The sequence below is a fragment of the Frateuria sp. Soil773 genome, assembly GCF_001428405.1.
In the GTDB taxonomy this organism is placed as follows: domain Bacteria; phylum Pseudomonadota; class Gammaproteobacteria; order Xanthomonadales; family Rhodanobacteraceae; genus LMSL01.
The window spans coordinates 480,988-502,363 of the sequence record NZ_LMSL01000002.1; the positions used below are offsets into that span (position 1 = coordinate 480,988).

The 21,376-nt window shown below is 67.9% G+C and carries 14 protein-coding genes; 8 read left to right on the forward strand and 6 right to left on the reverse strand.

Annotation, left to right across the window (positions count from 1 at the left end):
* The 3 genes from ASG87_RS20400 to ASG87_RS19755 form a co-directional block, all read left to right on the forward strand.
* Nucleotides 1–274 (forward strand): hypothetical protein (locus ASG87_RS20400; protein ID WP_162258298.1); only part of this gene is annotated, 274 nt, incomplete at its 5' end.
* Nucleotides 271–1,266: a hypothetical protein gene (locus tag ASG87_RS19045; RefSeq protein ID WP_082582687.1), complete on the forward strand. Its 996-nt coding sequence runs from the start codon at nt 271–273 to the stop codon at nt 1,264–1,266. The genes ASG87_RS20400 and ASG87_RS19045, both read left to right, overlap by 4 nt.
* Nucleotides 1,241–1,840 carry a hypothetical protein gene (locus tag ASG87_RS19755; RefSeq protein WP_157510839.1) on the forward strand — a complete coding sequence of 200 codons (600 nt, stop codon included), beginning with the start codon at nt 1,241–1,243 and terminating at the stop codon, nt 1,838–1,840. Before ASG87_RS19045 ends, ASG87_RS19755 begins: the two co-directional genes overlap by 26 nt.
* 370 nt (nt 1,841–2,210) lie before the next feature.
* On the opposite strand, the gene ASG87_RS02100 is transcribed toward ASG87_RS19755, so the two are convergent.
* From ASG87_RS02100 to glk, 5 genes are all read right to left on the reverse strand, one after another.
* Nucleotides 2,211–3,962 carry an alkaline phosphatase gene (locus ASG87_RS02100; RefSeq protein ID WP_056000002.1) on the reverse strand — a complete coding sequence of 584 codons (1,752 nt, stop codon included), beginning with the start codon at nt 3,960–3,962 and terminating at the stop codon, nt 2,211–2,213.
* Nucleotides 3,963–4,411: 449 nt separating this feature from the next.
* On the reverse strand, nt 4,412–5,476 hold the full coding sequence (locus tag ASG87_RS20745; RefSeq protein ID WP_082582688.1) for a heparan-alpha-glucosaminide N-acetyltransferase domain-containing protein: 1,065 nt from the start codon (nt 5,474–5,476) through the stop codon (nt 4,412–4,414).
* Nucleotides 5,473–7,794, reverse strand: a complete 2,322-nt coding sequence (locus ASG87_RS20750) for a family 20 glycosylhydrolase (protein WP_056000004.1) — start codon at nt 7,792–7,794, stop codon at nt 5,473–5,475. Before ASG87_RS20750 ends, ASG87_RS20745 begins: the two co-directional genes overlap by 4 nt.
* Before the next feature lie 134 nt (nt 7,795–7,928).
* A complete protein-coding gene (locus ASG87_RS02115) occupies nt 7,929–10,634 on the reverse strand; it encodes a TonB-dependent receptor (protein WP_056000006.1) in 2,706 nt (901 codons plus the stop codon).
* A gap of 98 nt (nt 10,635–10,732) precedes the next feature.
* A complete protein-coding gene (gene glk, locus ASG87_RS02120; RefSeq protein WP_056000294.1) occupies nt 10,733–11,758 on the reverse strand; it encodes a glucokinase in 1,026 nt (341 codons plus the stop codon).
* Between the two features lie 425 nt (nt 11,759–12,183).
* Here glk and ASG87_RS02125 point away from each other — a divergent pair, with 425 nt between their 5' ends.
* The 4 genes from ASG87_RS02125 (at nt 12,184) to nagA (ending at nt 16,956) form a co-directional block, all read left to right on the forward strand.
* Nucleotides 12,184–13,479 (forward strand): sugar MFS transporter, encoded by a 1,296-nt coding sequence (locus ASG87_RS02125; protein WP_056000009.1) that lies wholly within the window; start codon nt 12,184–12,186, stop codon nt 13,477–13,479.
* Nucleotides 13,480–13,570: 91 nt separating this feature from the next.
* Nucleotides 13,571–14,623, forward strand: coding sequence for a LacI family DNA-binding transcriptional regulator (locus ASG87_RS02130; RefSeq protein WP_056000012.1), 1,053 nt, complete (start codon nt 13,571–13,573; stop codon nt 14,621–14,623).
* 135 nt (nt 14,624–14,758) lie between these two features.
* The gene (locus ASG87_RS02135) at nt 14,759–15,793 is read left to right on the forward strand and encodes an SIS domain-containing protein (protein WP_056000015.1); all 1,035 of its coding nucleotides are present in this window, start codon (nt 14,759–14,761) and stop codon (nt 15,791–15,793) included.
* Nucleotides 15,793–16,956 (forward strand): N-acetylglucosamine-6-phosphate deacetylase, encoded by a 1,164-nt coding sequence (gene nagA, locus ASG87_RS02140; RefSeq protein ID WP_056000019.1) that lies wholly within the window; start codon nt 15,793–15,795, stop codon nt 16,954–16,956. Before ASG87_RS02135 ends, nagA begins: the two co-directional genes overlap by 1 nt.
* Nucleotides 16,957–17,062: 106 nt before the next feature.
* Here the strand turns inward: nagA and ASG87_RS02145 are convergent, their stop codons facing one another.
* On the reverse strand, nt 17,063–18,778 hold the full coding sequence (locus tag ASG87_RS02145) for an LTA synthase family protein (protein ID WP_056000022.1): 1,716 nt from the start codon (nt 18,776–18,778) through the stop codon (nt 17,063–17,065).
* Between the two features lie 171 nt (nt 18,779–18,949).
* Here ASG87_RS02145 and ASG87_RS02150 point away from each other — a divergent pair, with 171 nt between their 5' ends.
* Complete coding sequence (locus ASG87_RS02150) at nt 18,950–21,007, forward strand: bifunctional 2',3'-cyclic-nucleotide 2'-phosphodiesterase/3'-nucleotidase (RefSeq protein WP_157510842.1); 2,058 nt, start codon at nt 18,950–18,952, stop codon at nt 21,005–21,007.
* Nucleotides 21,008–21,376: the final 369 nt, after the last annotated feature.

Genomic DNA, 21,376 nt, shown 5'->3' on the forward strand with positions numbered 1-21,376 from the left:
ACATCCGTTCCTGGGTGGCGAAAGCGGCACACCTGCCTTACCGGAGCTACCCATCAGTCGCTCAGAGATGTTCGATGAGCAATTTCATCTCGTATCGAGCGAAGGTGGCGAACCGTTACCCAATCAGCCCTACCGCATCACTGCCTCCGACGGGCAAGTCTGGGAAGGCATTTCCGATGCAGACGGCCTGACGGAACGGGTCTACACGCGGCAATCCGTCGATCTCAGTGTCGAAGTCCTGCCCCACGACCACGACGGGGAAACCATCACATGACCGACAAGAACAAAGGTAAGCCAAAGGCTACGGCCCAGGGCGCAACCTCGACCAACAAGACGAAGAAATCGCTCGTCAAAGTGGTGGTGGTCGAAGATGTCGGAAAGTGGGTTTCGCCGTCTGCAAAGCAGGAATTCTATATCGATGAAAGCGCGACCTTCCCGACCATAAATTTCGAGATAGACACGCAGGAGCCGCCGCCATACGCATGGAAGTGGTCGATCTCATGGGACGCCAAGGTCGGCACCAGGGAAGGCGGGAGCCGGGGAAAAAAACTAAAGACGTTCACCGAAAGCGGCACCTTCGATTCAAATGACAAGAAATGGACCGCCGATGTAAATAAAAAGGTGGTCGGCGGAAAACTAACCGTCGAGGTGACTGCTGGCGCCAGCAAATTCAAACGATTCGTCATCATCAAAGGTAAGAATCCGTCAGAGCAGTCGGTCAAGGATCTACTTGCCACCATCAGCGACGTCAAAGGCTTTGAAAAAATAATTACACAGGAAAGCCACTTCAAGAATTTCATCAATTCCGACGGCGAACCCATCGTTGCCTTCGATGGTGGCTACGGCCTTACGCAGATGACCACACCCGCTCCTACCTATATGCAAGTCTGGAATTGGAAGGAGAACGTGAAGGGTGGATGCTCGTTATACCAGCAAAAGCAAAAAGCGGCCAAAGCGCACCTTGGCCAAAGCAAACGGACCTATACGGACGAACAACTGAAACTTGAAACATGGTCACGCTGGAATGGTGGAAGCTATCACGTATGGGACGACAAAACAAAACAATGGGTGAGGAACGACAACATCCTATGTGACACCGAAACGGGAAACATAGGCTGGGATATGACGAAAGAAGACAATAAAGATAAGACAGAGGCCGATCTGCATAAACGCGACAAAGGCGAGTACAAAAAACCACCCGCCAAGAAAGATCGTAAATGGACATATACAGGAATATGCTATGCAGATCACCTCAATCAAGAATAGCCTTGCTCTGACCTTCTTCGTTGCTGCAGGATTAGCTTCATTCACAGCTTCGGCCCAAAATATCGATTTATCGCTTTCCAAAAATACTTCGCTAGAGCTAAAGCAGAAAGCCAGTAGCTTTACGACCGTTCTCCATGGGAGAACAGAGACCACACCTGCAAAATTGAACCGAACCTTGTCGGATGTCTTGAGCCAATCCGATCAAATCATTGTGCTATCGAAAAAATCCATCCCCTTCGATTCGGCAGAGGCTATTACTGCGATAGCACGCATCCCGTCATCAAAGAAACCCGATGGCTTTTGCGGGGCCGGGCATGAGGATTACCTGCTTTTTATCAAGGTTCAGAAACATCAGCTCCGGCTGGTCGACAAAGCACTTATCCAAAGCTGCCTGCACAATGTGTCTCTGGAGTCCGACAACGGCAGCGATGATCCCAAGGATGCCGTGGCGAGCGGAACGTTCCCGATCATCGCCCAATTCAAGGCAATGTCCCCTCCGGATTATGAAGTCAAAGAGTTGCAAGCCAAGATAGAAGAACACAAGATTACTATCGAGCAGCAGCAAGCACATTGAAGAAGATACTTCCACCTAGCTTTTCTAATTAAATAAAAGCGGCGTGGCGGTCCGCAGCAGACTCATCTTTCAACAAATCCGGACTAATCAAATTCCTGTCTGTCAGAAAGCCTAGTACGCCTACGCAATGTAGTAAGTAGGCATAGGGAGTTTCTATGTCCGACTTACGACAAGATATCGAGCGATCACAGCAGGCTCTATCCTGGTGCTCGGTTTTTCTTCGCCCTCAAGAGTACTTATGCAATGGCTCAATAGAGCTGAAATCAGCTCTATCGCATCAATGGCTGACGCCGCTCGATACCTTCTGGCCGGCTTTGCGGCCTCAGTATGTTCGCGGAAATGCGAAGCACCCGTGGATCACAGCCACACTCTAGCGACCGACTTTCTCTGCGTTGCGCAACCACGCCTCGTAAGTCGGCCTGTCCACCGGAATACCGTCGCCATTGCAGCTCCCCAGCTTGCACAACGCCTCGCGGATGCGCGGGGCGTGCTGGACGATGACGTGGAAGATCGCGTTTTCTTCCAGTTCGCCGTGGAAGGCGGCGGCGCCGGGGCCGTTGGTGAAGATGGCGACGTCTTCGCCGCCATGGGTCTCGCCGCCCAGCGGCACGGTCGCTTCCTGCATGTAATCCGGATCGGTGGTGTCGACCTGGGTGAGGTCCGGGCGGCCCTTGCTGATCGCGGTGTAGCGCTTGGGCTCGTGCGGGAAGCGTTTGGACCCTTCCGGCTGCTTGTCGCTGGCACCGGTGTAACCCGGGCCGTTGGCGAAGCCTAGCGTGGTGTACGGCAGTCCGGTGGCGTCCGGTGCGAGGCCGAGCGTGCTTTCCTCGTCGTAGCTGTCGGTGTGGCCCTGTACCTTGCCGAGGATGGGGTTGCCGCGGCGCGGGTAGCCGGCGAAGGTCATGGTGTGGCTGTGGTCGGCGGTGACCACGATCAGGGTGTCGGCCGGATCGGTGTGGTCGAGCGCCGCCTGCACCGCATCGGCCAGGCCGATGGTCTCGTCCAGCGCGCGGTAGGCGTTGCCGCCATGCAGCGCGTGGTCGATGCGGCCGCCCTCGACCATCAGGAAGAAACCGTTCGGGTTGCGCCTGAGTACCTCGATCGCGCTGGCGGTCATTTCGGCCAGGCTGGGCTCGCCTGCCTTGTCGGCGGCGCGTTCGTGCTCGTAGTTCATGTGCGAAGGCTGGAACAGGCCGAGCAGGCGCGGCGTGCGTGCCAGGTCGAGCGCCTTCAATTGCGCCTCGTTCCAAACGTATTTTCCATCCGGGTGTCTGGACGTCCATTCGTCGATCAGGTTGCGACCGTCCAGGCGTTGACCGGCCTTGTTGGCATACTCCGGGTCGGGCACGCCCTTCGGCAGGAATTCGGTGCGCCCGCCCCCCATCGCCACGGTGAGCCCATCGGGCAGCGGGAAATCGACCAGTTGCGCGGCGAAATCCTTGCAGCCCTGCGCGCGCGCCTGCGGCGTCATCGCCGCGTCGACCTCCCAGTTGCGCTCGGGCAGATGGCCGTAGGTGGCCGCGGGCGTGGCGTGGGTGATCCGCGCGGTGGTGACCGCGCCGGTGCCCATGCCGGCGGCGGCGGCCAGTTCCAGCATGGTGACCAGTTCCTGCCCGCGGGTGGCCGCGCAATCCTGCCGCCGCGGCACCTGCGACACGCCGATGTAGCCCGCCCGCGTCTTCACGCCGGTCATGATGGCGGTCATGGTGCCGGCCGAATCCGGGGTCTGCTGGTCGGTCTCGTAGGTGCGGCTCAGGGCGCTGAAGGGAAACCGCTCGAAGCTGAGCCGGTAGCTTTCGCCGTCCACGCCCTTGCGCTGGCCGGCCAGCACGTGCGCTGCTGCAATGGTGGGAATGCTCATGCCGTCGCCGAGGAACACGATCACGTTCCTGGCGGGCTGGCCGTTCGCGTTGGCCACCGCCGAGGCGGTTGCCGCCTGCGCCGCGCCGTTGCGGAACCACCATTGCGGCGTCTCCTGCTGCGGCCGCCGGATGGCGGGCACCTCGATCGCCGCGGCGGCCGTCGGACTCGCTGGCGCCACCGGCTGGGCCGCGCAGGCGGCCAGCAGCGAAACCGCCAGGGCCAGCAGGCCGTTGCGTGCCTGGGAAGGAAGATCGCTCATCGATACATTTCCGGAACTTGGGCGACAAGCGCCAAGGGCATCGATCATAGACGATGGTTTCGCATGGGACGGTTACAGCGGAACCTGCCTTCCCTCGTGCTGCCTCAAAGGTGCGTCTCCTGGAATGTGCGGCGCGGATGCCGCTTTCCTCGTCACTTAGGGCCTATTCAAAGTCTCCCTGCCGGACTGCTCCCCGCTCGTCGCCCCTGCGGCTTTCAACGGCCGCAGGGCCGGTCAATCAGAAGCCGCTTTTCAACAGTTGGAGGACTGGTCATCCAGCGACTTTCTTCCCTCAAAGCCTGGAGGCACTGGATCCCAGCTTTCGCTGGGATGACGTTCGCGCGGATAGGGCGGCGCATGCCGTTCCTATGGAACGGCGCGGTCCGCGAGCTGGGTCGGGCCGGGTGCACCGATCATGTTGGGGATATCTGGAGATCGTGAACAGGCTCTCAGAGCTTGAGGTAGCAGCGCTTGCGATCCATCGCGGCGACGATCAGCCACCACAGCGCGACGAAGGCCAGCGCCCAGGCCAGCGAGGCGATCCACGGGCCGGCCAGCGGCGTGATCCAGCTCGCGAAGAGGTGCCGGTAGAGGAAATCCTGCCAGCCCAGTGCGGGCAGCAGCACCTGCATCAGCTCCGAGCCACTGTAGGCGGCAATTGCATTCAGGCCGAAGCGGCGCCCCCAGGCGGGCAGGCCGCGGCGGTCGATCCCCAGGTGGGCAAGCCACAGCGCCACGCACGCCCAGCCCGCCGTCCACAGTACGAAGGACGGCGTCCACAGGTTCTTGTTGAACGGCAGCCAGTGCGACCAGGCCAGCCCCAGCAGCAGGGCGACCGCGCCGGCGACCGCCAGCCGCAGCGTCCTGCCCTGCCGCAGCCAGCGTCCGGCCATCAACCCGAGCAGGGTCGTCGCCAGCGACGGCAGCGTGCCGAGCAGGCCTTCCGGATCGTGGCCGCGGCCGGTCGCCGGATCGATCAGGTAGACGAAGCGCCCGAACAGCGCGCTGTCGCTGCGGCTGACGATATTGGCGAAAGGCTCCAGCGTGCCGCCGGCCAGCAGCAGCCCCGCATAGCCGAGCAGCAATACGACGATCGCCGCCCACTGCACCCGCGGGCGCGTGTACAGCGAGAACGCGGCGACGCCGGCAAAGCACAGCCCGATCCGCTGCAGCACGCCCGGGAAGCGCAGGTGCGCCCCCGGCAGCAGCCACCACGCCAGCAGGTTGATCGCCAGGCCCAGGCCGAGGATACGCAAGGCGCGCAGCAGCGCCGCCCGCATCAGCACGGACCGCTGCGCGCCCTGCTCCAGGCGAGGCTCGACCGCCAGCGCCGTCGACACGCCGACGATGAACAGGAAGAACGGGAAGATCAGGTCGGTCGGCGTGCAGCCGTGCCATTCGGCGTGCTCGAGCGGCGCGTAGACGTGGCCCCAGTCGCCCGGGTCGTTGACCAGCAGCATCGCCGCCACGGTGCAGCCGCGCAGCGCATCGACCGAGGCGAGCCGCTGGTTCAAGGCGCCGGCACCAGGCTTACCCGGCCCAGCCCGTACAGCGGCCCGTCGATCGGCGCGGTGTAGACCAGGCACAGCGCATGCTCGCCCTGCTGCGCGGGCAGCGCCGCCGAAAGCTCGACCTTGCGCGCGCTGCGGGCCGGGTCGGGCAGCGGCAGGCTGGCCAGCACCGGGCCGTTGCACTGGTCCAGGTGCACCACCAGCTCGCCGAACGGCGTGGCATGCGGACGCGATACCACCAGCCTCTGCTCGTGCGCCAGCGCATAGTTGCGTTCGATGCGCACCGCCTCGACCCGGATCGACTTCAGCCCGTCCAGCGACGTGGCGGGAAACAACTGGCAGCCGTCGAACACGTTGATGCTGTAGACCGGCGCCACCGACGCCGCATCCGGCAGCGGCTGCACGCGCAGGCGGAAATCGCTGCCCGGGCAGTTCGGCAGCGTGTTGCCGGCGAGGGTGAGCAGGCTGGCCCGATCCAGCATGCGCTGGCGCGGCGCGGCCAGCATGCTGCCGTCGCCGGCGAAGCTGGCGGCGCGCACGGTGGCTGGGAGCGTCACGTTGAACGGCGTGCCGTAGCGCGGCGAAGCCGGCGTGGGCGCGCTGCCGTCCAGGGTGTAATGGATGGCGCCGAAATCGGCCTGGTTGGAGAGCGTGACCGTGGCCCTGCCGGTGGCCAGCGCGAGGTTGCGATCCAGCGCGATGTCCACGGCGAAGGCGCTGTCGGCGTACGGGACGTGCTGCGCGCGATAGCGCGCGAGCTGCGCCGGCAGGCGGGCGAGGAAGCCCGGCCAGTCGCTGCCGGCGGACGAGGACCATGCCACGTCGCTGAGCGCGTCCAGCCGCGGGAAGACGGCGTGCTCCACGTGCGCGAACGTGGGCATGTGCTCGGTCCATACGTTGGCCTGCACGCCCAGCACATGCCTGGCCTGGGCCGCGCCGAGCACGCCGGGCACGGCCTGGAAGCCGTGCACGCTGCGCAGCGATTCCACGCCGAGGCGGCCGGCGTACTCGTCGGCCAGCTCGCCCTGCACGTGGTCGAAGTACAGGCTCGGCGAGGGCGACATCACCACATCGTGGCCCATCATCGCCGCCTTGATCGCGCCGTCGGTGCCGCGCCAGGACATCACCGTGGCGTCGGCCGGCACGTTGTCGCCCTCGAGGATCTCGTCCCAGCCCACCAGCTTGCGACCGTGCGCGTCGAGATAGCGGCCGATGCGGCCGATGAACCAGCCTTGCAGCGCATCCTCGCTCTTGATGCCCAGCTCGCGCATCTTCGCCTGCACTGCGGGCGAGGCCTGCCACTGGTCCTTCACCGCCTCGTCGCCGCCCACGTGGATGTAGGTGGACGGGAACAGCGCCATGACTTCGTCGAGCACGTTCTCGATGAACCCGAAGGTGGCGTCGTCGACGTTGTACAGGTACGGATTGACGCCCCAGTCGATCGACACGGCCGGTCGCCGGCCGGTGACCCCGAGCTGCGGGTAGGCGGCCACGGCGGCCTGGGCGTGCCCGGGCATGTCGATCTCGGGCACGATGGTGATGTGGCGCGCGGCCGCGTAGGCCACTACGCGGCGGATGTCGTCCTGGCTGTAGAAGCCGCCGTAGCGCTTCGGGATGCCGTCGTGTCCGGCGCCCGGCGGCGTGCGCCACGCGCCGGTGCGGGTGAGTTCGGGGTAGCGCTTGATCTCGATGCGCCAGCCCTGGTCGTCGGTGAGGTGCCAGTGCAGCGTGTTGAACTTGTGCTGGGCCATCTGGTCGAGCAGCGTCTCCACTTCGGACACGCTCTGGAAGTGGCGCGTGGAATCGAGCATCAGGCCGCGCCAGGCGAAACGGGGCCAGTCGCGGATGGACAGCGCGGGCACCTCCACCGCACCCCGCTTCGCGTCGGGCGTGAGCAACTGGTAGAGCGTCACCGCGCCGTTGAGCAGGCCGGCGGCGTCGCGCGCCTGGATGCGGATGCCCTGCGGCGTGACGCCGAGCGCATAGCCTTCGGCCTCGGCCACCGGGGCCTGCGGGTCGCGCTGCAGCACGATGGCGGGCGCGGCATCGTCGGCTGCGCCGATGCGCAGGCGCAGGCCGCGCGTGCGCGCGAGCAGGTCGATCAGGTAGTTCGCGGTCTGCCTCGTCGAGGCGTCGCGGTCGGCGAGCACCACGGGCGTGCTCTCGTCCACGGTGAAGCCGCCGTGCTGCAGCGCGAGCTGTGCCGGCAGCGGAATCAGGGAAGGCGGCGCGGCATCGCTGGCGCGCGCGGCATGCAACGGCAGCAGGACCAGCGCGAGCAGCAGGCAGAGGCCATGGGACGGTATGGAACGGCGATTCATCGGCGTCTCCTGTGCCGGCGACCCACTATGCCATCGTCGCAGCGGCCCGGACAAAAGTGCGGGCCCGCGAAACATCACCGGGCCCGCTCGGGGAGAGTACGCAGGCCGTCCGTGGCCTGCGTGCGTCGCAACGGTCAGAACGAGAGATGCGCGTTCAGGTAGTACTGGCGGCCGTTCTCGTAGAACGAGGTCGGGATGACCGAGCTCTGGTAGTACTTGTAGGTCGGGTTGTTGAGGTTCAGCGCATCCAGGCTGAAGCTCAGCCAGTCGGTGGCCTTGTAGCTGAGCGATGCCGACAGCGTGCCGAACTTGTCCTGGTAGTACGGGCTGGCGCCGGACAGGCCGATCAGGAACGCCGAGCGGTGGGTGTAGCTCACCCGCGCGCCGAAGGTGTCGTTCTCGAAGTAGGCGCCCACGTTGTAGGTGTTCTTCGAGGTGCCCAGCAGGTTGTGGCTGCCATCTTCCCAGGTGTGGTCGGTCGAGCCGTCGGCATAGGTGTAGTTGGCGTTGACGCCGAAGTACTTGCCGATCGGCTGGTCGTACGCCAGCTCCACGCCGGTGACCTTGGCGTCGGCGTTGATCGGCATCGAGACCCGGTACGTCTCCAGCTGGTGGCTGAGCTCGCTGAACAACTGCTGGTCCACGGTGCCGTAGGCGACGTAGTCCTTCAGGTTCATCGAATAGGCGGTGGCCGACAGCAGGCCGCGCGGCATGAAGTACCACTCGATGCCGGCATCGAAGTTGGTGGACAGCACCGGCTTCAGGTTCGGGTTGCCGGCGGCGCCGGTCTTGTTCAGATCCGAGCCCGAGGCGGACTGGCCCAGCGCGGAGTAGTCCGGCAGGGTCTGGGTCTGCGAGGCGGCGAAGCGGAACACCAGGTTCTCGGCCATGTTGAACTTGAGGTTCGCGCTCGGCAGCACGCGGTGGATCTTGTTGTTGGTGTGCAGGCGGACCCATTGGCCGAACAGGCTGCTCACGTCGGCGTCGGCCACATTGCTGACGGCGCGGTAGCTGTCGATGTCCTGGTCGATGCCGACGTAGCGCAGGCCGACGTTGCCGCTCCAGTTCTCGCCCTCGAAGTTGGCCTGGAAGTAGGCCGCGAAGTTCTTCTCGTTCACCGAGAACTCGCCGCCGTAGTTGTGGCGGCCGGTGGGGCCGTCGTTGTTGGACAGCCAGGTGGAGTTGGCCATGATGGCGCCCTTCAGCGCGCCCGGGGTGAAGTACCACAGGTCGCGCGGGAAGGTGCCGCCGATGCCGCCGGCGAAGTCGCCCGGGTAGTTGGCGGTGGCGCCGTTCTGCAGCGCGGGCCAGATGTTGCCCGGGGTGGCGCCTTCCGGCGACTGCGCGCGGCGCTCGTGCTTGGCGTAGCGCACGCCGTAGTTGAACGAATTCAGCACGCCGGTGTTGAAGTACTGGGTGAAGTCGGCCGTGCCCCAGTTCTCCTTGTCGGTGGCCTTGACCTGCTGGTTGCCCCAGGTGCCGAAGTTGCCGAAGCCGGCCGGGCTGATGTCGCCGTTCGTGCTCCAGTCGACGGGCGCGCTGTTGCCGTGCGTGGTCCAGCTCGCGCCGCCGCCGTTGCTTCCGGTCACCTCGGCGATGAACTGGCGCGGCGTCTCGCCCACGCCCTTGGTGGTGCCGGCCTGGAACTTCGCCGACAGGCTGTCCGACGCCTGCCAGTCCGCATCCAGGGTGTAGTAGCGCGTCTTCGACTTGGCTTCGCGGTAGATCATGTCGTACACGACGTAGTTCGTACCCGGCACGCCCGCGTAGTTGGCATGGGTCAGCACGCCGTTCTCGACCTTGTAGCCGGGCTCGGGGGCCTGGCTGGCGCCGAAGCTGTTGCCGAACAGCATGAAGTTGCGGTTGTAGTTGTTGGCGTCCATGTCCGAGCGGAAGGCGCTCAGGCCCAGCGTCAGGTCGTTGTTCGGCTTGAACTGGGCTTCGAGCAGGCCGCCCTTGCGGTCGCGGGTCTGCTCGAACAGGGTGGAGCCCAGCAGGCCGGGAATGGCCACGCCGACCAGGTCCGGATTCGTCGAGGCGACGCCATCGGTAGGCTTGATCGTGTAGAAGCCGCCCGGGATCTCCTGGGCCTCGCGGCGCAGGTGGCGCTTCTGCTTGAACACCTGCAGCATCACGCCGAAGGTGCTGTCGGCGTTCTTGTAGTTGAACAGGCCCGACAACTGCGGGTCCGTCTTGTCCGCCAGGGTGGAGTTGACCGCGCCGACGCTGAGGTTGGTGGTGAACTGCTTCTCGAAGTCGAGCGGCTTGCGCGTGATGATGTTGATGTTGCCGGTGGTGCCGCCGTCGGGCAGGCGGGCCTCGGACGACTTCTGCACTTCCACGCGGCTGACCAGTTCGGACGGCAGCAGGGTGTAGCTCACGCTGCGGCCCATGTTGCCGCCCTGGCTGAGCACGAACCAGTCGGCCGTGCCGACGCTGTGGCCGTCGATCAGGGTCTGCGTGAGGCTGGGGCTGGTGCCGCGCAGGCTGACGCGGTCGGCTTCGTCGAAGCCGCCTTCGTCGGCGCTGGACGAGCTGATGTTGACGCCCGGCAGGCGCTGCAGGGTGTCGGCCACGTTGTGGGCCGGCAGCTTGCCGACGTCCTCGGCGGTCACCACTTCGATGTTGGCGTTGGCGTCGCGCTTGATGTCGAGCGACTTCTCCACCGACCCGCGGATGCCGGTCACGGTGACGGTGGACAGGCTCTTCACGTCCTTCTTGTTCGAAGCGGCGCTCTGGGTCGTGTCCTGGTTCTGCGTGCTGTCCTGCGCATATGCGCCTACGGACAGGCACAAGCCGGCGACGATGCTCGCGGCCAACAACGTTTTGCGGTGTGACATGGTCGTCCTCCCCTCAAGATTTCCAGCGCCGTGCGATGGCTGGGGCGCTGCCTGGTTGTATGGGCTCGCGCCCGGTCGATTGCAGTTGTCGGTCAAACTCATCCGGACCCGGCACGGCCGGCGATCGCCATGCTTGCCGCGCCGATCACGCCGTGCTGGCCGTGCTCCATCAGTCGTACGGGTACCTGTTGCAGGAACGGGCGCATCACGCCCTTGTTGAAGAAACGCTCGCGGAACCGGCTGGCCGGCAGCAGTTGGCGAATCTGCGGCAGGATGCCGCCGGCGAGGAACACCCCGCCGCTGGCGCCGTACAGCAGCACCAGGTCGCCGACGAAGCTGCCGAGCAGGGCACAGAACACGTCCAGCGCCTCGACCGCGGCGGCATCGCTGCGCTCCAGCGCGTGCCGGGTCACCCCGGTCGGCTGGTCCAGCGTCGCCGGCGAGCCCTGCAGCTCGCTGATCGCGCGGTACAGGTTGAGCAGGCCGGGGCCGGACAGCGCGTGCTCGACCGACACGTGCGGGCGCTCGCGCGCGAGCACGCGCAGGATCTCGATCTCGCGCTCGGTACCGGGCGCCAGCGCGATCTGCCCGGCCTCAGTGGCAAGCACCGTGGCGTGCGGCGACCCGGGCAGCAGCACGGCCGAACCCAGGCCGGTGCCCGGCCCCATCACCAGCACCGGGCCGTTCGCGCGCGGCGCGCTGTTCTCGATGACCGGCAGCGTGTCGGACTCGGCGAGGAACTGCGTGGCATAGGCCACCGCCTCGAAGTCGTTGACCACCGCCAGTTGCGTCAGCCCAAGGCTGTCGCGGACGTCGCGGATCGATACCGGCCAGGGCAGGTTGCCGTTGACGATGGCGTCGTCGAGCACGTAGCCGGCGCTGGCCACCGCGCAGCGGTCGATGTGGAAGGAACGGTCCAGGTAGGCCACGAAGTGCTGCAGCACCGCGGTCAGGCTCGGCCACTCGGCGCAGGCGTAGCGCTCGTAGCGCAGCACGCTGACCGGGCCGGCGGCGCCGGCCGGCTGGCTGACCAGCCCGACGCGCACGTGCGTGCCGCCGACATCCGCGGCCAGCAGGACCTGGTCCTGCGCCACGCTGCGCACCGCATTCCTGTGCTTGACGATCTCGCCCACGCGTTCCTCCCCGAAACCGGGAGGTCACGCCCCTGCAACATGGCCTCCGATGCGGCCGGAGTCTGGTCACGCATGACAACGTTGTCAACGGGTCAAAAGTCCTAGTCGCCGGGTCGCCGTAGCGCACCGCAGCATCCGCCGGCGAATCCGCCGCCTGCGCGCGGCGCGCATTCCGCCCGGATGCCGTAAGACGGCGGGCGTCAAGCCAACGAAAGGTCGTCCGAGACGCCTTTCTGCGATGCAACATCGATTTCCCCGGGCGTTTCCCCGAGGCTGTCGCGCGCGCGGTCCGGGGCGCCACGGGCGCGGGTCGAAATTGACAACGTTATGCCTTGCGTCCCATAAAGCCAGCGGGGAGCGTGCCGGCGCACGCGGCTACATTCGTTACATCCATCCAAGCGGGGACCCACAAGCTCATGTCGTCCACCACCATCACGCCAGCGGCGGGCCAGGCCCAGCGCTCCACCCTCGGGCCGGTGATCATCATCGGCGTGCTGTTCTTCATCTTCGGCTTCGTCACCTGGCTGAACGGGCCGCTGATCACCTTCGTCAAGCTGGCCTTCGACCTGGACGACGTCAACGCGTTCCTGGTGCCGATGGCGTTCTACCTGTCGTACTTCTTCCTCGCGCTGCCGGCGTCGGCGGTGCTGCGCCGCATCGGCATGAAGAAAGGCATGGCGCTGGGCCTGTTCGTGATGGCGATCGGGGCCGCGCTGTTCGGCCAGTTCACCACCATGCGGCTTTACCCGGGGTCGCTGACCGGGCTGTTCGTGATCGGCGCCGGCCTGTCGCTGCTGCAGACCGCGTCCAACCCGTACATCAGCATCCTCGGCCCGATCGAGAGCGCGGCGCAGCGGATCGCCTTCATGGGCATCTGCAACAAGCTGGCCGGCGCGCTGGCGCCGCTCGCCTTCGGCGCGCTGGTGCTCAGCGGCATCGGCCATTTCGCCGACGAGGTCGCGGCGGCGCCGAGCGCCGAGGCGCGCGAGGCGCTGCTGTCCACCTTCGCCGCCAAGGTGCACCTGCCGTACATGGCCATGGCCGGTCTGCTGGTGGTGCTGGCCGTGTGGGTCGCGTTCTCCTCGCTGCCGGAGATCAAGCCGGCGGCGGCCAACGACGAGCATTCGATCGGCCATGCGCAGGGCAGCATCTTCAGCTTCCCGCACCTGTGGCTGGGCGCGCTGTGCCTGTTCCTCTACGTGGGCGCGGAGGTGATGGCCGGCGACGCGATCGGCACCTACGGCGCCAGCTTCCACCTGCCGCTGGCATGGACCACGCGCTTCACCACCTTCACCCTGGCGGCGATGCTGCTGGGCTACGTGGCCGGCCTCCTGCTGATTCCGCGCGTGGTGTCGCAGCAGCGCTATCTGGCGATCTCGGCGGTGCTCGGGGTGCTGTTCACCATCGGCGCCTACCTCACCTCGGGCTTCGTCTCGGTGGGCTTCGTCGCCGCGCTGGGCTTCGCCAACGCGATGATGTGGCCGGCGATCTTCCCGCTGGCGATCAACGGCCTGGGCCGCCACACCGAGGCCGGTTCGGCGCTGCTTATCATGGGCATCGCCGGCGGCGCGGTGATCCCGTACGTGTTCGCCCACCTCAAGCAGCACTACGATTTCCAGTTGGTGTTCGCCGCGCTGATGCTGCCGTGCTACCTGTATATCCTGTACTACGGCCTGCGCGGTCACCGCGTCGGCCTGCACGTTTCCCGATGACCGGCGATGTCGCGCGCGCCCCGTGACTACGCTGAAATCTTCACGGCCGGGTGGGCTACGATGCCCGACCGATCCAGCGGAGTATCCGTCGTTGCGCCACACCACCATCAAGGATGTCGCCAAGCGCGCCGGCGTCTCGCTGAAGACCGTGTCGCGCGTGATCAACCAGGAAGCCTCGGTACGCACGGACACCCGCGAGAAAGTGGAACGCGCCATCGAGGCGCTGGGCTACCGCCCCAACCTGTCGGCGCGCAGCCTGCGCAGCGCGCACTCGTACGCGATCGGGCTGGTCTACGACAACCCCAACGCGCACTACGTGATCAGCATGCAGGACGGCGTGCTGTCGGCCTGCCGCGAGCGCGGCTACGGCCTGCAGATCCATCCCTGCGATTCGTCGGTGCCGGAGCTGGCCGACGAGCTGTGCACGCTGGTCAAGCGCTCGCGCCTGGCCGGGCTGGTGCTGGCGCCGCCGATGTCGGAGCAACCCGAGCTGATCGCCACGCTGAAGGCGCACGACATCGCCTTCGTGCGGATCATCGCCGCGCGCAAGGACCCGCAGGACGGCTCGCCCTGCGTCTACGTGGACGACCGCGACGCGGCCTACGCGATCACCGAGCACCTGATCCAGCTCGGCCACAAGCGCATCGGCTTCCTGTGGGGCGAGCCGCACCACCGCTCCAGCCCGGAACGCTACCAGGGCTATGCCGACGCGCTGAAGGACTACGGCATCGCGCTGAACAAGAAGCTGGTGCTGCCCGGCCGCTACGCGTTCGACGACGGCTTCCGCGGCGCGCGCAAGCTGCTCGCGCTGAAGGAGCCGCCCACCGCGATCTTCGGCAGCAACGACGAGATCGCCGCCGGCGTGCTGGCCGCGGCGCGCTCGGCCGGCCTGGACGTGCCGTGGGACCTGTCGATCGCCGGCTTCGAGGACAATCCCTTCTCCAAGCAGGCCTGGCCGGCGCTGACCACCGCCCGCCAGTCGACCAGCGAGATCGGGCGCCACGCCGCGCTGCGCCTGATGCGCGAACTGCAGCAGCACGACAGGGACGAGCACGCGGCGACCGCCAACGAGGGCTTCGTGCCCGAGCTGGTGGTGCGCGGCTCCACCGCGCCGCCGCGCAACGGCGGCCCGCGCAAGGACTGAACCGCGGCGGCGCCGCGCCGCTGCCGCACGCCTCGCACCGTTCCGATCGCGCCTTTGCGGCGCGCGCCCCCGCTCGCCTCGACGGCGGGCGCGGCGGCCCCCTCTCCTCCATCGTTTCCGCCACCGGATTCCCGCATGAAAGACGCCAGTGACACCCTGATGTACCGCGAGGCGCGCTCCAGCGCCGAGGTGGTCGAGCGCCAGCTCGCCGCCAACGCCGGCCTGCTCGCCGCGCTCGGCCAGCGCCTGCGCGAGCGGCCGCCGCGCTTCATCGTGACCTGCGCGCGCGGCAGTTCCGACCATGCCGCGGCCTACGCCAAGTACGTGTTCGAGACGCGATTGGGGCTGATCACCGCCTCCGCCTCGCCGTCGGTGTCCTCGATCTACGACGCCGACCTCAAGCTCGACGGCGCGCTGTTCGTGGCGATCTCGCAGTCGGGCAGGAGCCCCGACCTGCTGCGCAGCGCGCAGGCGGCGAAGGACGCCGGCGCGGAGGTGGTCGCCTTGGTCAACGTGGAGGATTCGCCGCTGGCCGCGCTGGCGGACACGGTGGTCCCGCTGCGCGCCGGTCCGGAACACAGCGTGGCGGCGACCAAGAGCTACCTGGCGACGCTGGCGGCGGTGCTGCAATTGACCGCGCACTGGAGCGGCGACGCCGACCTGCACGCCGCGCTGGCGCGGCTGCCGGACGACCTGCGGCGCGGCTGGGACGCCGACTGGAGCCCGCTGGTCGAAGGCCTGCGCGACGTGCACAACCTGTTCGTGGTCGGCCGCGGCTTCGGCCTCGGCGGCGCGCTGGAGGCGGCGCTGAAGTTCAAGGAAACCTGCGGCCTGCACGCCGAGGCGTTCAGCGCCGCCGAGGTGAAGCACGGCCCGATGGCGCTGGTCGGCGCCGGCTTCCCGGTGCTGTTCCTCGCCCAGGACGACGACACGCTGCAGAGCACGCTGGCGGTGGCCGCCGAATTCCGCGGGCGCGGCGCGCGCGTGTGGGTCGCCGCGCCCGGCGCCGAGGGCCCGGACATGCTGCCGCTGGCGGTCGGGCTGGCGCCGATCGCGACCCCGCTGCTGGCGCTGCAGAGTTTCTACCGCGCCGCGAGTACGCTGGCGCTGGCGCGCGGCTACGACCCGGACGTGCCGCCGCACCTGCGCAAGGTGACGGAGACGATGTGATGAACCAGCACGAACCCCTGCTCGCCCTGGTCAATGGCCGCGTGCTGTCCGACGACGGCCTGCATGCGGATCGCGCGGTGCTGGTACAGGGCTCGCGCATCGTCGCGCTGGTCGATGCCGGCGATGCGCGCCTCGCCGATGCCCGGGCGCACGACCTGCACGGCCACCTGTTGCTGCCCGGCTTCATCGACGTGCAGGTCAACGGCGGCGGCGGCCTGCTGTTCAACGACGCGCCCACGGTGGAGACGATCCGCGGCATCGCCGCCGCGCACCGCCGTTTCGGCACCACCGGCTTCCTGCCGACCCTGATCACCGACACCGCCGAAGCGATGCACGCCGCGCTGGCCGCGGTCGACGAGGCGATCGAGCAGGGCGTGCCCGGCGTGCTCGGCATCCACCTCGAAGGCCCGTTCCTGGCGCCCGCGCGCAAGGGCATCCACAACGTCGACCTGTTCCGCCTGCCCGAGGTCGACGACCTGATCGCGCTGGGCGCGCGCCACCGCGGCGCGGTGATGCTGACGCTGGCGCCGGAACGGGTGGCGCCGGAAATCATCCGCCAGCTCGGCCAGGCCGGGGTGATCGTGGTCGCCGGACACACCGCGGCCGACTACGACACCGTCCGCCGCGCGCTCGACGCCGGCCTGCGTGGCTTCACCCACCTGTACAACGCGATGACCCCGCTGGGCAGCCGCGAGCCCGGCGTGGTCGGCGCGGCGCTGGACGACCCCCATAGCTGGTGCGGCCTGATCGTCGACGGCCACCACGTGCACCCGGCCAGCCTGCGCGTGGCGATCGCGGCGAAGGCGCGCGGCAAGTGCGTGCTGGTCACCGACGCGATGCCGCCGGTCGGCGCCGACCGGCCCGACTACAAGATCAACGGCCAGACCATCGTCGCCCGCGACGGCATCTGCCAGAACGAGGCCGGCACCCTGGCCGGCTCGGCGCTGGACATGGCCGGCGCCGTGCGCAACGCCGTGCAGTTGCTCGGCCTGCCGCTGGAGGAAGCCTCGCGGATGGCCAGCGCCTACCCGGCCGCGTGGCTCGGCCTGGAGCGCAGCCACGGCCGCATCGCCCCCGGCCAGCGCGCCGACTTCGCGGTGCTCGACGATGCGCTGGTGGTGCGGCAGAGCTGGATCGGCGGCGTGCCCTACGGCGTGGACTGATGCCCGGCGGCGGCCGCGCCATCTGCCCGGCCGTCGATGCTCCTGCGGGTAACCCGGCTTCGCCTGGCCGCCGCGGCCCTACGGCACGCGGCGGCAACCCTCTTGCTCACTCGTAGACGTGCAGCCGGCCGAACGTCCAGGCGTGGTAGGACTGCACCAGCGCCGGGTTGGCGCAGTCGGTGTACAGGCCGGTGCAGCGCGTGCGCAGCACGGTCTCCGCGGAGAAGTACGGATCGGTCGGCACGCCGGCCGCCTGCAGCACCATGCTGGGCAGGTAGGCGATGTCGAGCATGGGATAGCTCGGCAGCGGCGCGCCGGCGAAGTTGCTCTTCAGCACGAAGTAGGTGAGGTAGTGCTTGTACGCCCCCAGACCGGGCGGCAGGGTGCGCGGCAGGTCGCGGATCAGCCCGTCGAAGGAGGGCTGGTGGTCGCCGAAGTGCAGCAGCACGGTGGGCTGCGTGCGGTCCAGGAAATCATGCTCCAGCATGCGCATCGCCCGGTCCGAGTCGCGCAGCCGCGACAGGTAGGTGTCGAAGTTCAGCGCGGCGCGCGCCGGCAGGCCGCGCAGCACGCCGCGGTCGAACGGCGGCGGCAGGGTGTTGCGCGGGTCGATGTCGTGCGGGCCGTGCTGGTTCAGCGTGAGGATCATCACGAACACCGGCTGGCCCGGCTTCTTCACCTTGTCGTAGACGCGCTTGGCCGCGGCGAACATCTGCGCGTCGCTTTCCTCCCACTCCTCCAGGCCGAGTTGCTGGGCGTCGTAGAACTGCTCGAAGCCGTAGGCGTGGTACGCGTTGCGGCCGTTGAGGAAGCTGCCGTTGGTCGGGTAGATCGCCACCGTGAGATAGCCCAGCCGCTGCAGCGCCAGCGCCAGCGCGTCGTGCACGTGCGGCGCCAGCACGTACGGCGCGTACATGCCGCCGGGGCCGAAGATGTCCTGCGGCATGCCGGTCAGCGCGGCGAACTCGCTGACCCAGGTGCCGCCGCCGAAGGTGTGCACGCGCAGCAGGCCGTGCGCGCGGGTGCGCTCGTCCGGCCGGAACATCGCCGCGCGGCAGGCCGGCACGCTGCAGTCGGTGAAGATCGACGGATCGAAGGTGCTCTCCTCCAGCACCTGCACGATGTCCGGGTACGGCGGCGGCCGCGTCGTCGCCGCGCCGCGCGCGGTGGCCTGCCAGTCCCGCTCGGCCTGCGCCTCGCTGGCCTGCGCCGGCAGTTGCACGCCGGAGTCGTGCAGGTTGACGAAGAAGTTGGTCAGTTGCGCGTCGTCGGACAGCTTTTCCCACACGTTGCGCGTGTGCACCCGGGCGAACGGCCCGGCCGGCAGCAGGCAGGCCCAGAACGCCAGCGCGCACAGCGCCGCGCCGCCCGCGCGCAGCGCCAGGCCGAGGCGCGGCGGCCGGGTGCGCAGGATCCGCCAGTCCCAGCGCCAGGCCAGCCACAGCGCCAGCGGCACGCCGACGCACACCGCGATGCCCAGGCCGAGCAGGTGCGGGTAGTGGCGCAGGGTCTCCAGCAGGCTGGAGCGCAGGTAGTAGACGAAGTCCGACGCCATCAGCGGCGAATCGAGGTAGCGCAGCTTAAGCACCGACATGAACTTCAGCAGCGCGAACAGACCGCCGCTCACCACCAGCGCCGTGGCCACCCGCGCCAGCCCGAACAGCAAGGTGCCGAACACGCACAGCATCAGCGTCAGCACGAAGCCCTTCTGCAGGGGCTCCGGCTCCTGCCATGCGCTGGCACCCACGCAGAGGACGAAGAAAACCAGCGCGCACAGCGGCGCGACGCTGCGGCGCGCGACGCGAAACCCGATCCGTTGCATGTGCCCGAAGCCCCCTGAGGCCGGTGTCATCGAGGCGCCATCTTACGGTCACGCCCTTGTCGCCGTCAGCGCGGGCGCGATGCCCGTTCAACTGCCAGCATGCCGCGGCAGGGAGGAACCGGCGCGCCGATCTGCTACGTTCTGCGCCCAGTACGCATCACCGGAACCGCCATGACCGCTCGCCCCGCTACCCCGCGCCCTATTACCCCGCACCCTATTGCCCCGCGCCTCATTACCCCGCGCCTCATTACTCGGCATCTCGCCCCGCTCGCCCTCGCAGCCGCCCTGCTGGCCGGCTGCGCCAGCCCCACCCACAAGCCAGGCGGGCTGCCGGACGGCTCGCGCGCCAACGTGGCGATCCTGGAAACCACCGACATCCACTCCAACGTCCTCAGCTACGACTACTTCAAGCTGAAGGACGATCCCTCGGTCGGCTACGAGCGCACCGCCACCCTGATCCGCCGCGCCCGCATGGAGTTCCCCAACAACTTCCTGTTCGACAGCGGCGACACCATCCAGGGCACCGTGCTGGCCGACTACCAGGCCCAGGTGAAGCCGGTGGCCTGCGACGAGGAGCTGGCGATCTACCAGGCGATGGACCTGATCGGCTACGACGGCGGCACCGCCGGCAACCACGAGTTCAACTACGGCCTGCCGTTCCTGTCGCAGGTCACCGGCACGCCGATGAACGTCGACGGCGGCCACCGGGACCGCTGCGCCGGCCCGCACTTCCCGCTGGTGCTGTCCAACGTGTACAGCGCGCGCGACGGCCAGCCGATCTTCAAGCCCTGGGCGGTGGTCGAGAAAAGCATCGAGGCGTACACGCCGGACGGCAGCAAGCTCAGCGTGCCGCTGAAGATCGGCATCATCGGCTTCACCCCGCCGCCGATCCTCGAATGGGACAAGCAGAACCTGGCCGGCAAGGTCACCGTGAGCGGCGTGGTCGAGGCGGCGAAGAAGTACCTGCCGCAGTTGCAGGCGCAGCATCCTGACCTGGTCGTGGCGGTGCTGCACGGCGGCCTGAACACCGCCGACTACACCGCCGACATGGAGAACGGCGGCTGGTACCTGGCCGGCGTGCCGGGCATCGACGTGCTGCTGCTCGGCCACTCGCACACCCAGTTCCCCGGGCCGCGCTACGCCGGCATGAAGGACGTCGACGCCGAGCGCGGCTTCGTGCGCGGCGTGCCGGCCGTGATGGGTGGCTTCTTCGGCAAGGACCTGGGCGTGGTCAAGCTGGCGCTGGACCGCCAGCAGGGCCGCTGGGTCATCGACAAGGAGCACACGCACAGCGAGGTGCGCCCGATCTGCCCGGGCAAGCACGACTGCGTGCCGGCCGACGCCGCGATCGCGCCGGTGGTGGCCAAGGCGCACCAGGCCGCGGTGGCCTACGTCAACACGCCGATCGGCGAGAGCACGCTGCGCATGAGCAGCTACTTCGCCGACGAGGGCAACATGACCGCGCTGGCGCCGGTCAACGCCGCGCTGCGCGACTACGTGATGGCCGAGCTGCCGAAGCTGCGCCCGGACCTGGCCGGCCTGCCGGTGCTGTCCGCCGCCGCCGCCTTCCGCACCGGCTTCGGCGGCCCGGACGACTACACCGACGTGCCTCCCGGCCCGCTGACCCTGCGCAACGCCGCCGACCTGTACTACTACCCGAACACGCTCACCGCGGTGAAGGTCGACGGCGCCGGCCTCAAGGCCTGGCTGGAGCAGTCCGCGCGGCGCTTCAACCGGATCGACCCCGCCCTCGCCGGCGAGCAGCCGCTGATCAACAGCCGCTACGTCGGCTACAACTTCGACCAGATCCAGGGCGGCATCGCCTACGCCATCGACGTGTCCAAGCCCGCCGGCGAACGGATCGCCTCGCTCACCTACCAGGGCAAGCCGGTGACGCCGCAGCAACAGTTCGTCGTCGCCACCAACAACTACCGCGCCAGCGGCGGCGGCCACTTCCCGGGCCTCGACGGCGGCAACATCGTGCTGGCCGCGCCCGACGGCGCGCGCGAGATCCTCGCCCGCTGGCTGCAGCGCCACCGGCGCATCGCCGCCACCGACCTGCCGCCGCGCTCCTGGCATTTCGTCCCGCTGAAGACGCGCGGCGAAGTGGTGTTCAACGGCGCCAGCGGCAAGCAGGCGATCGCCAGGGACGCCGGCCTGCACGGCATCCGCCAGTTGAAGGACCACGGCGACGGCACCGCGACCTACGCGATCGACCTGTCGCGCTGACCTTGCCGCAGGCCGCCGCTCCCGCCGGGAAGGCGGCCTGCCCGCCCACGCGGACGTCCGGACGTCCACTCGCCCCGGCGCCCGCGGCGCGGATTCGTTGCAAAAGATCCCATTGACAGCGCCGCCGCACCGCTCCTAGTCTTCGGGACCATGTCGCCGCATTCCGCGCCCGCACGCATCCATCCGCTCCCGGTCCGTTCCGGGCGCATGGCCGCATGCGCGGGCGCCGCCGCTTCCACCGTCACCACGATTACCACCACCACGACCATTACCCGGTCGGGGTGGGGTTCCGTGCGCGACTAAGCTTCTCAACGCAACGGCCCGCCCTCGACGAGGCGGGCCGGCCTGCAGACCGACACCGCCAGCGAG

Bases quoted from the DNA above. Each gene is read 5' to 3' on its own strand.
- ASG87_RS19045 (WP_082582687.1), top strand. From the start codon at position 271: ATGACCGACAAGAACAAAGGTAAGCCAAAGGCTACGGCCCAGGGCGCA.
- ASG87_RS19755 (WP_157510839.1), top strand. From the start codon at position 1,241: ATGCAGATCACCTCAATCAAGAATAGCCTTGCTCTGACCTTCTTCGTT.
- ASG87_RS02100 (WP_056000002.1), bottom strand. From the start codon at position 3,962: ATGAGCGATCTTCCTTCCCAGGCACGCAACGGCCTGCTGGCCCTGGCG.
- ASG87_RS20750 (WP_056000004.1), bottom strand. From the start codon at position 7,794: ATGAATCGCCGTTCCATACCGTCCCATGGCCTCTGCCTGCTGCTCGCG.
- ASG87_RS02115 (WP_056000006.1), bottom strand. From the start codon at position 10,634: ATGTCACACCGCAAAACGTTGTTGGCCGCGAGCATCGTCGCCGGCTTG.
- ASG87_RS02125 (WP_056000009.1), top strand. From the start codon at position 12,184: ATGTCGTCCACCACCATCACGCCAGCGGCGGGCCAGGCCCAGCGCTCC.
- ASG87_RS02135 (WP_056000015.1), top strand. From the start codon at position 14,759: ATGAAAGACGCCAGTGACACCCTGATGTACCGCGAGGCGCGCTCCAGC.
- nagA (WP_056000019.1), top strand. From the start codon at position 15,793: ATGAACCAGCACGAACCCCTGCTCGCCCTGGTCAATGGCCGCGTGCTG.
- ASG87_RS02145 (WP_056000022.1), bottom strand. From the start codon at position 18,778: ATGCAACGGATCGGGTTTCGCGTCGCGCGCCGCAGCGTCGCGCCGCTG.
- ASG87_RS02150 (WP_157510842.1), top strand. From the start codon at position 18,950: ATGACCGCTCGCCCCGCTACCCCGCGCCCTATTACCCCGCACCCTATT.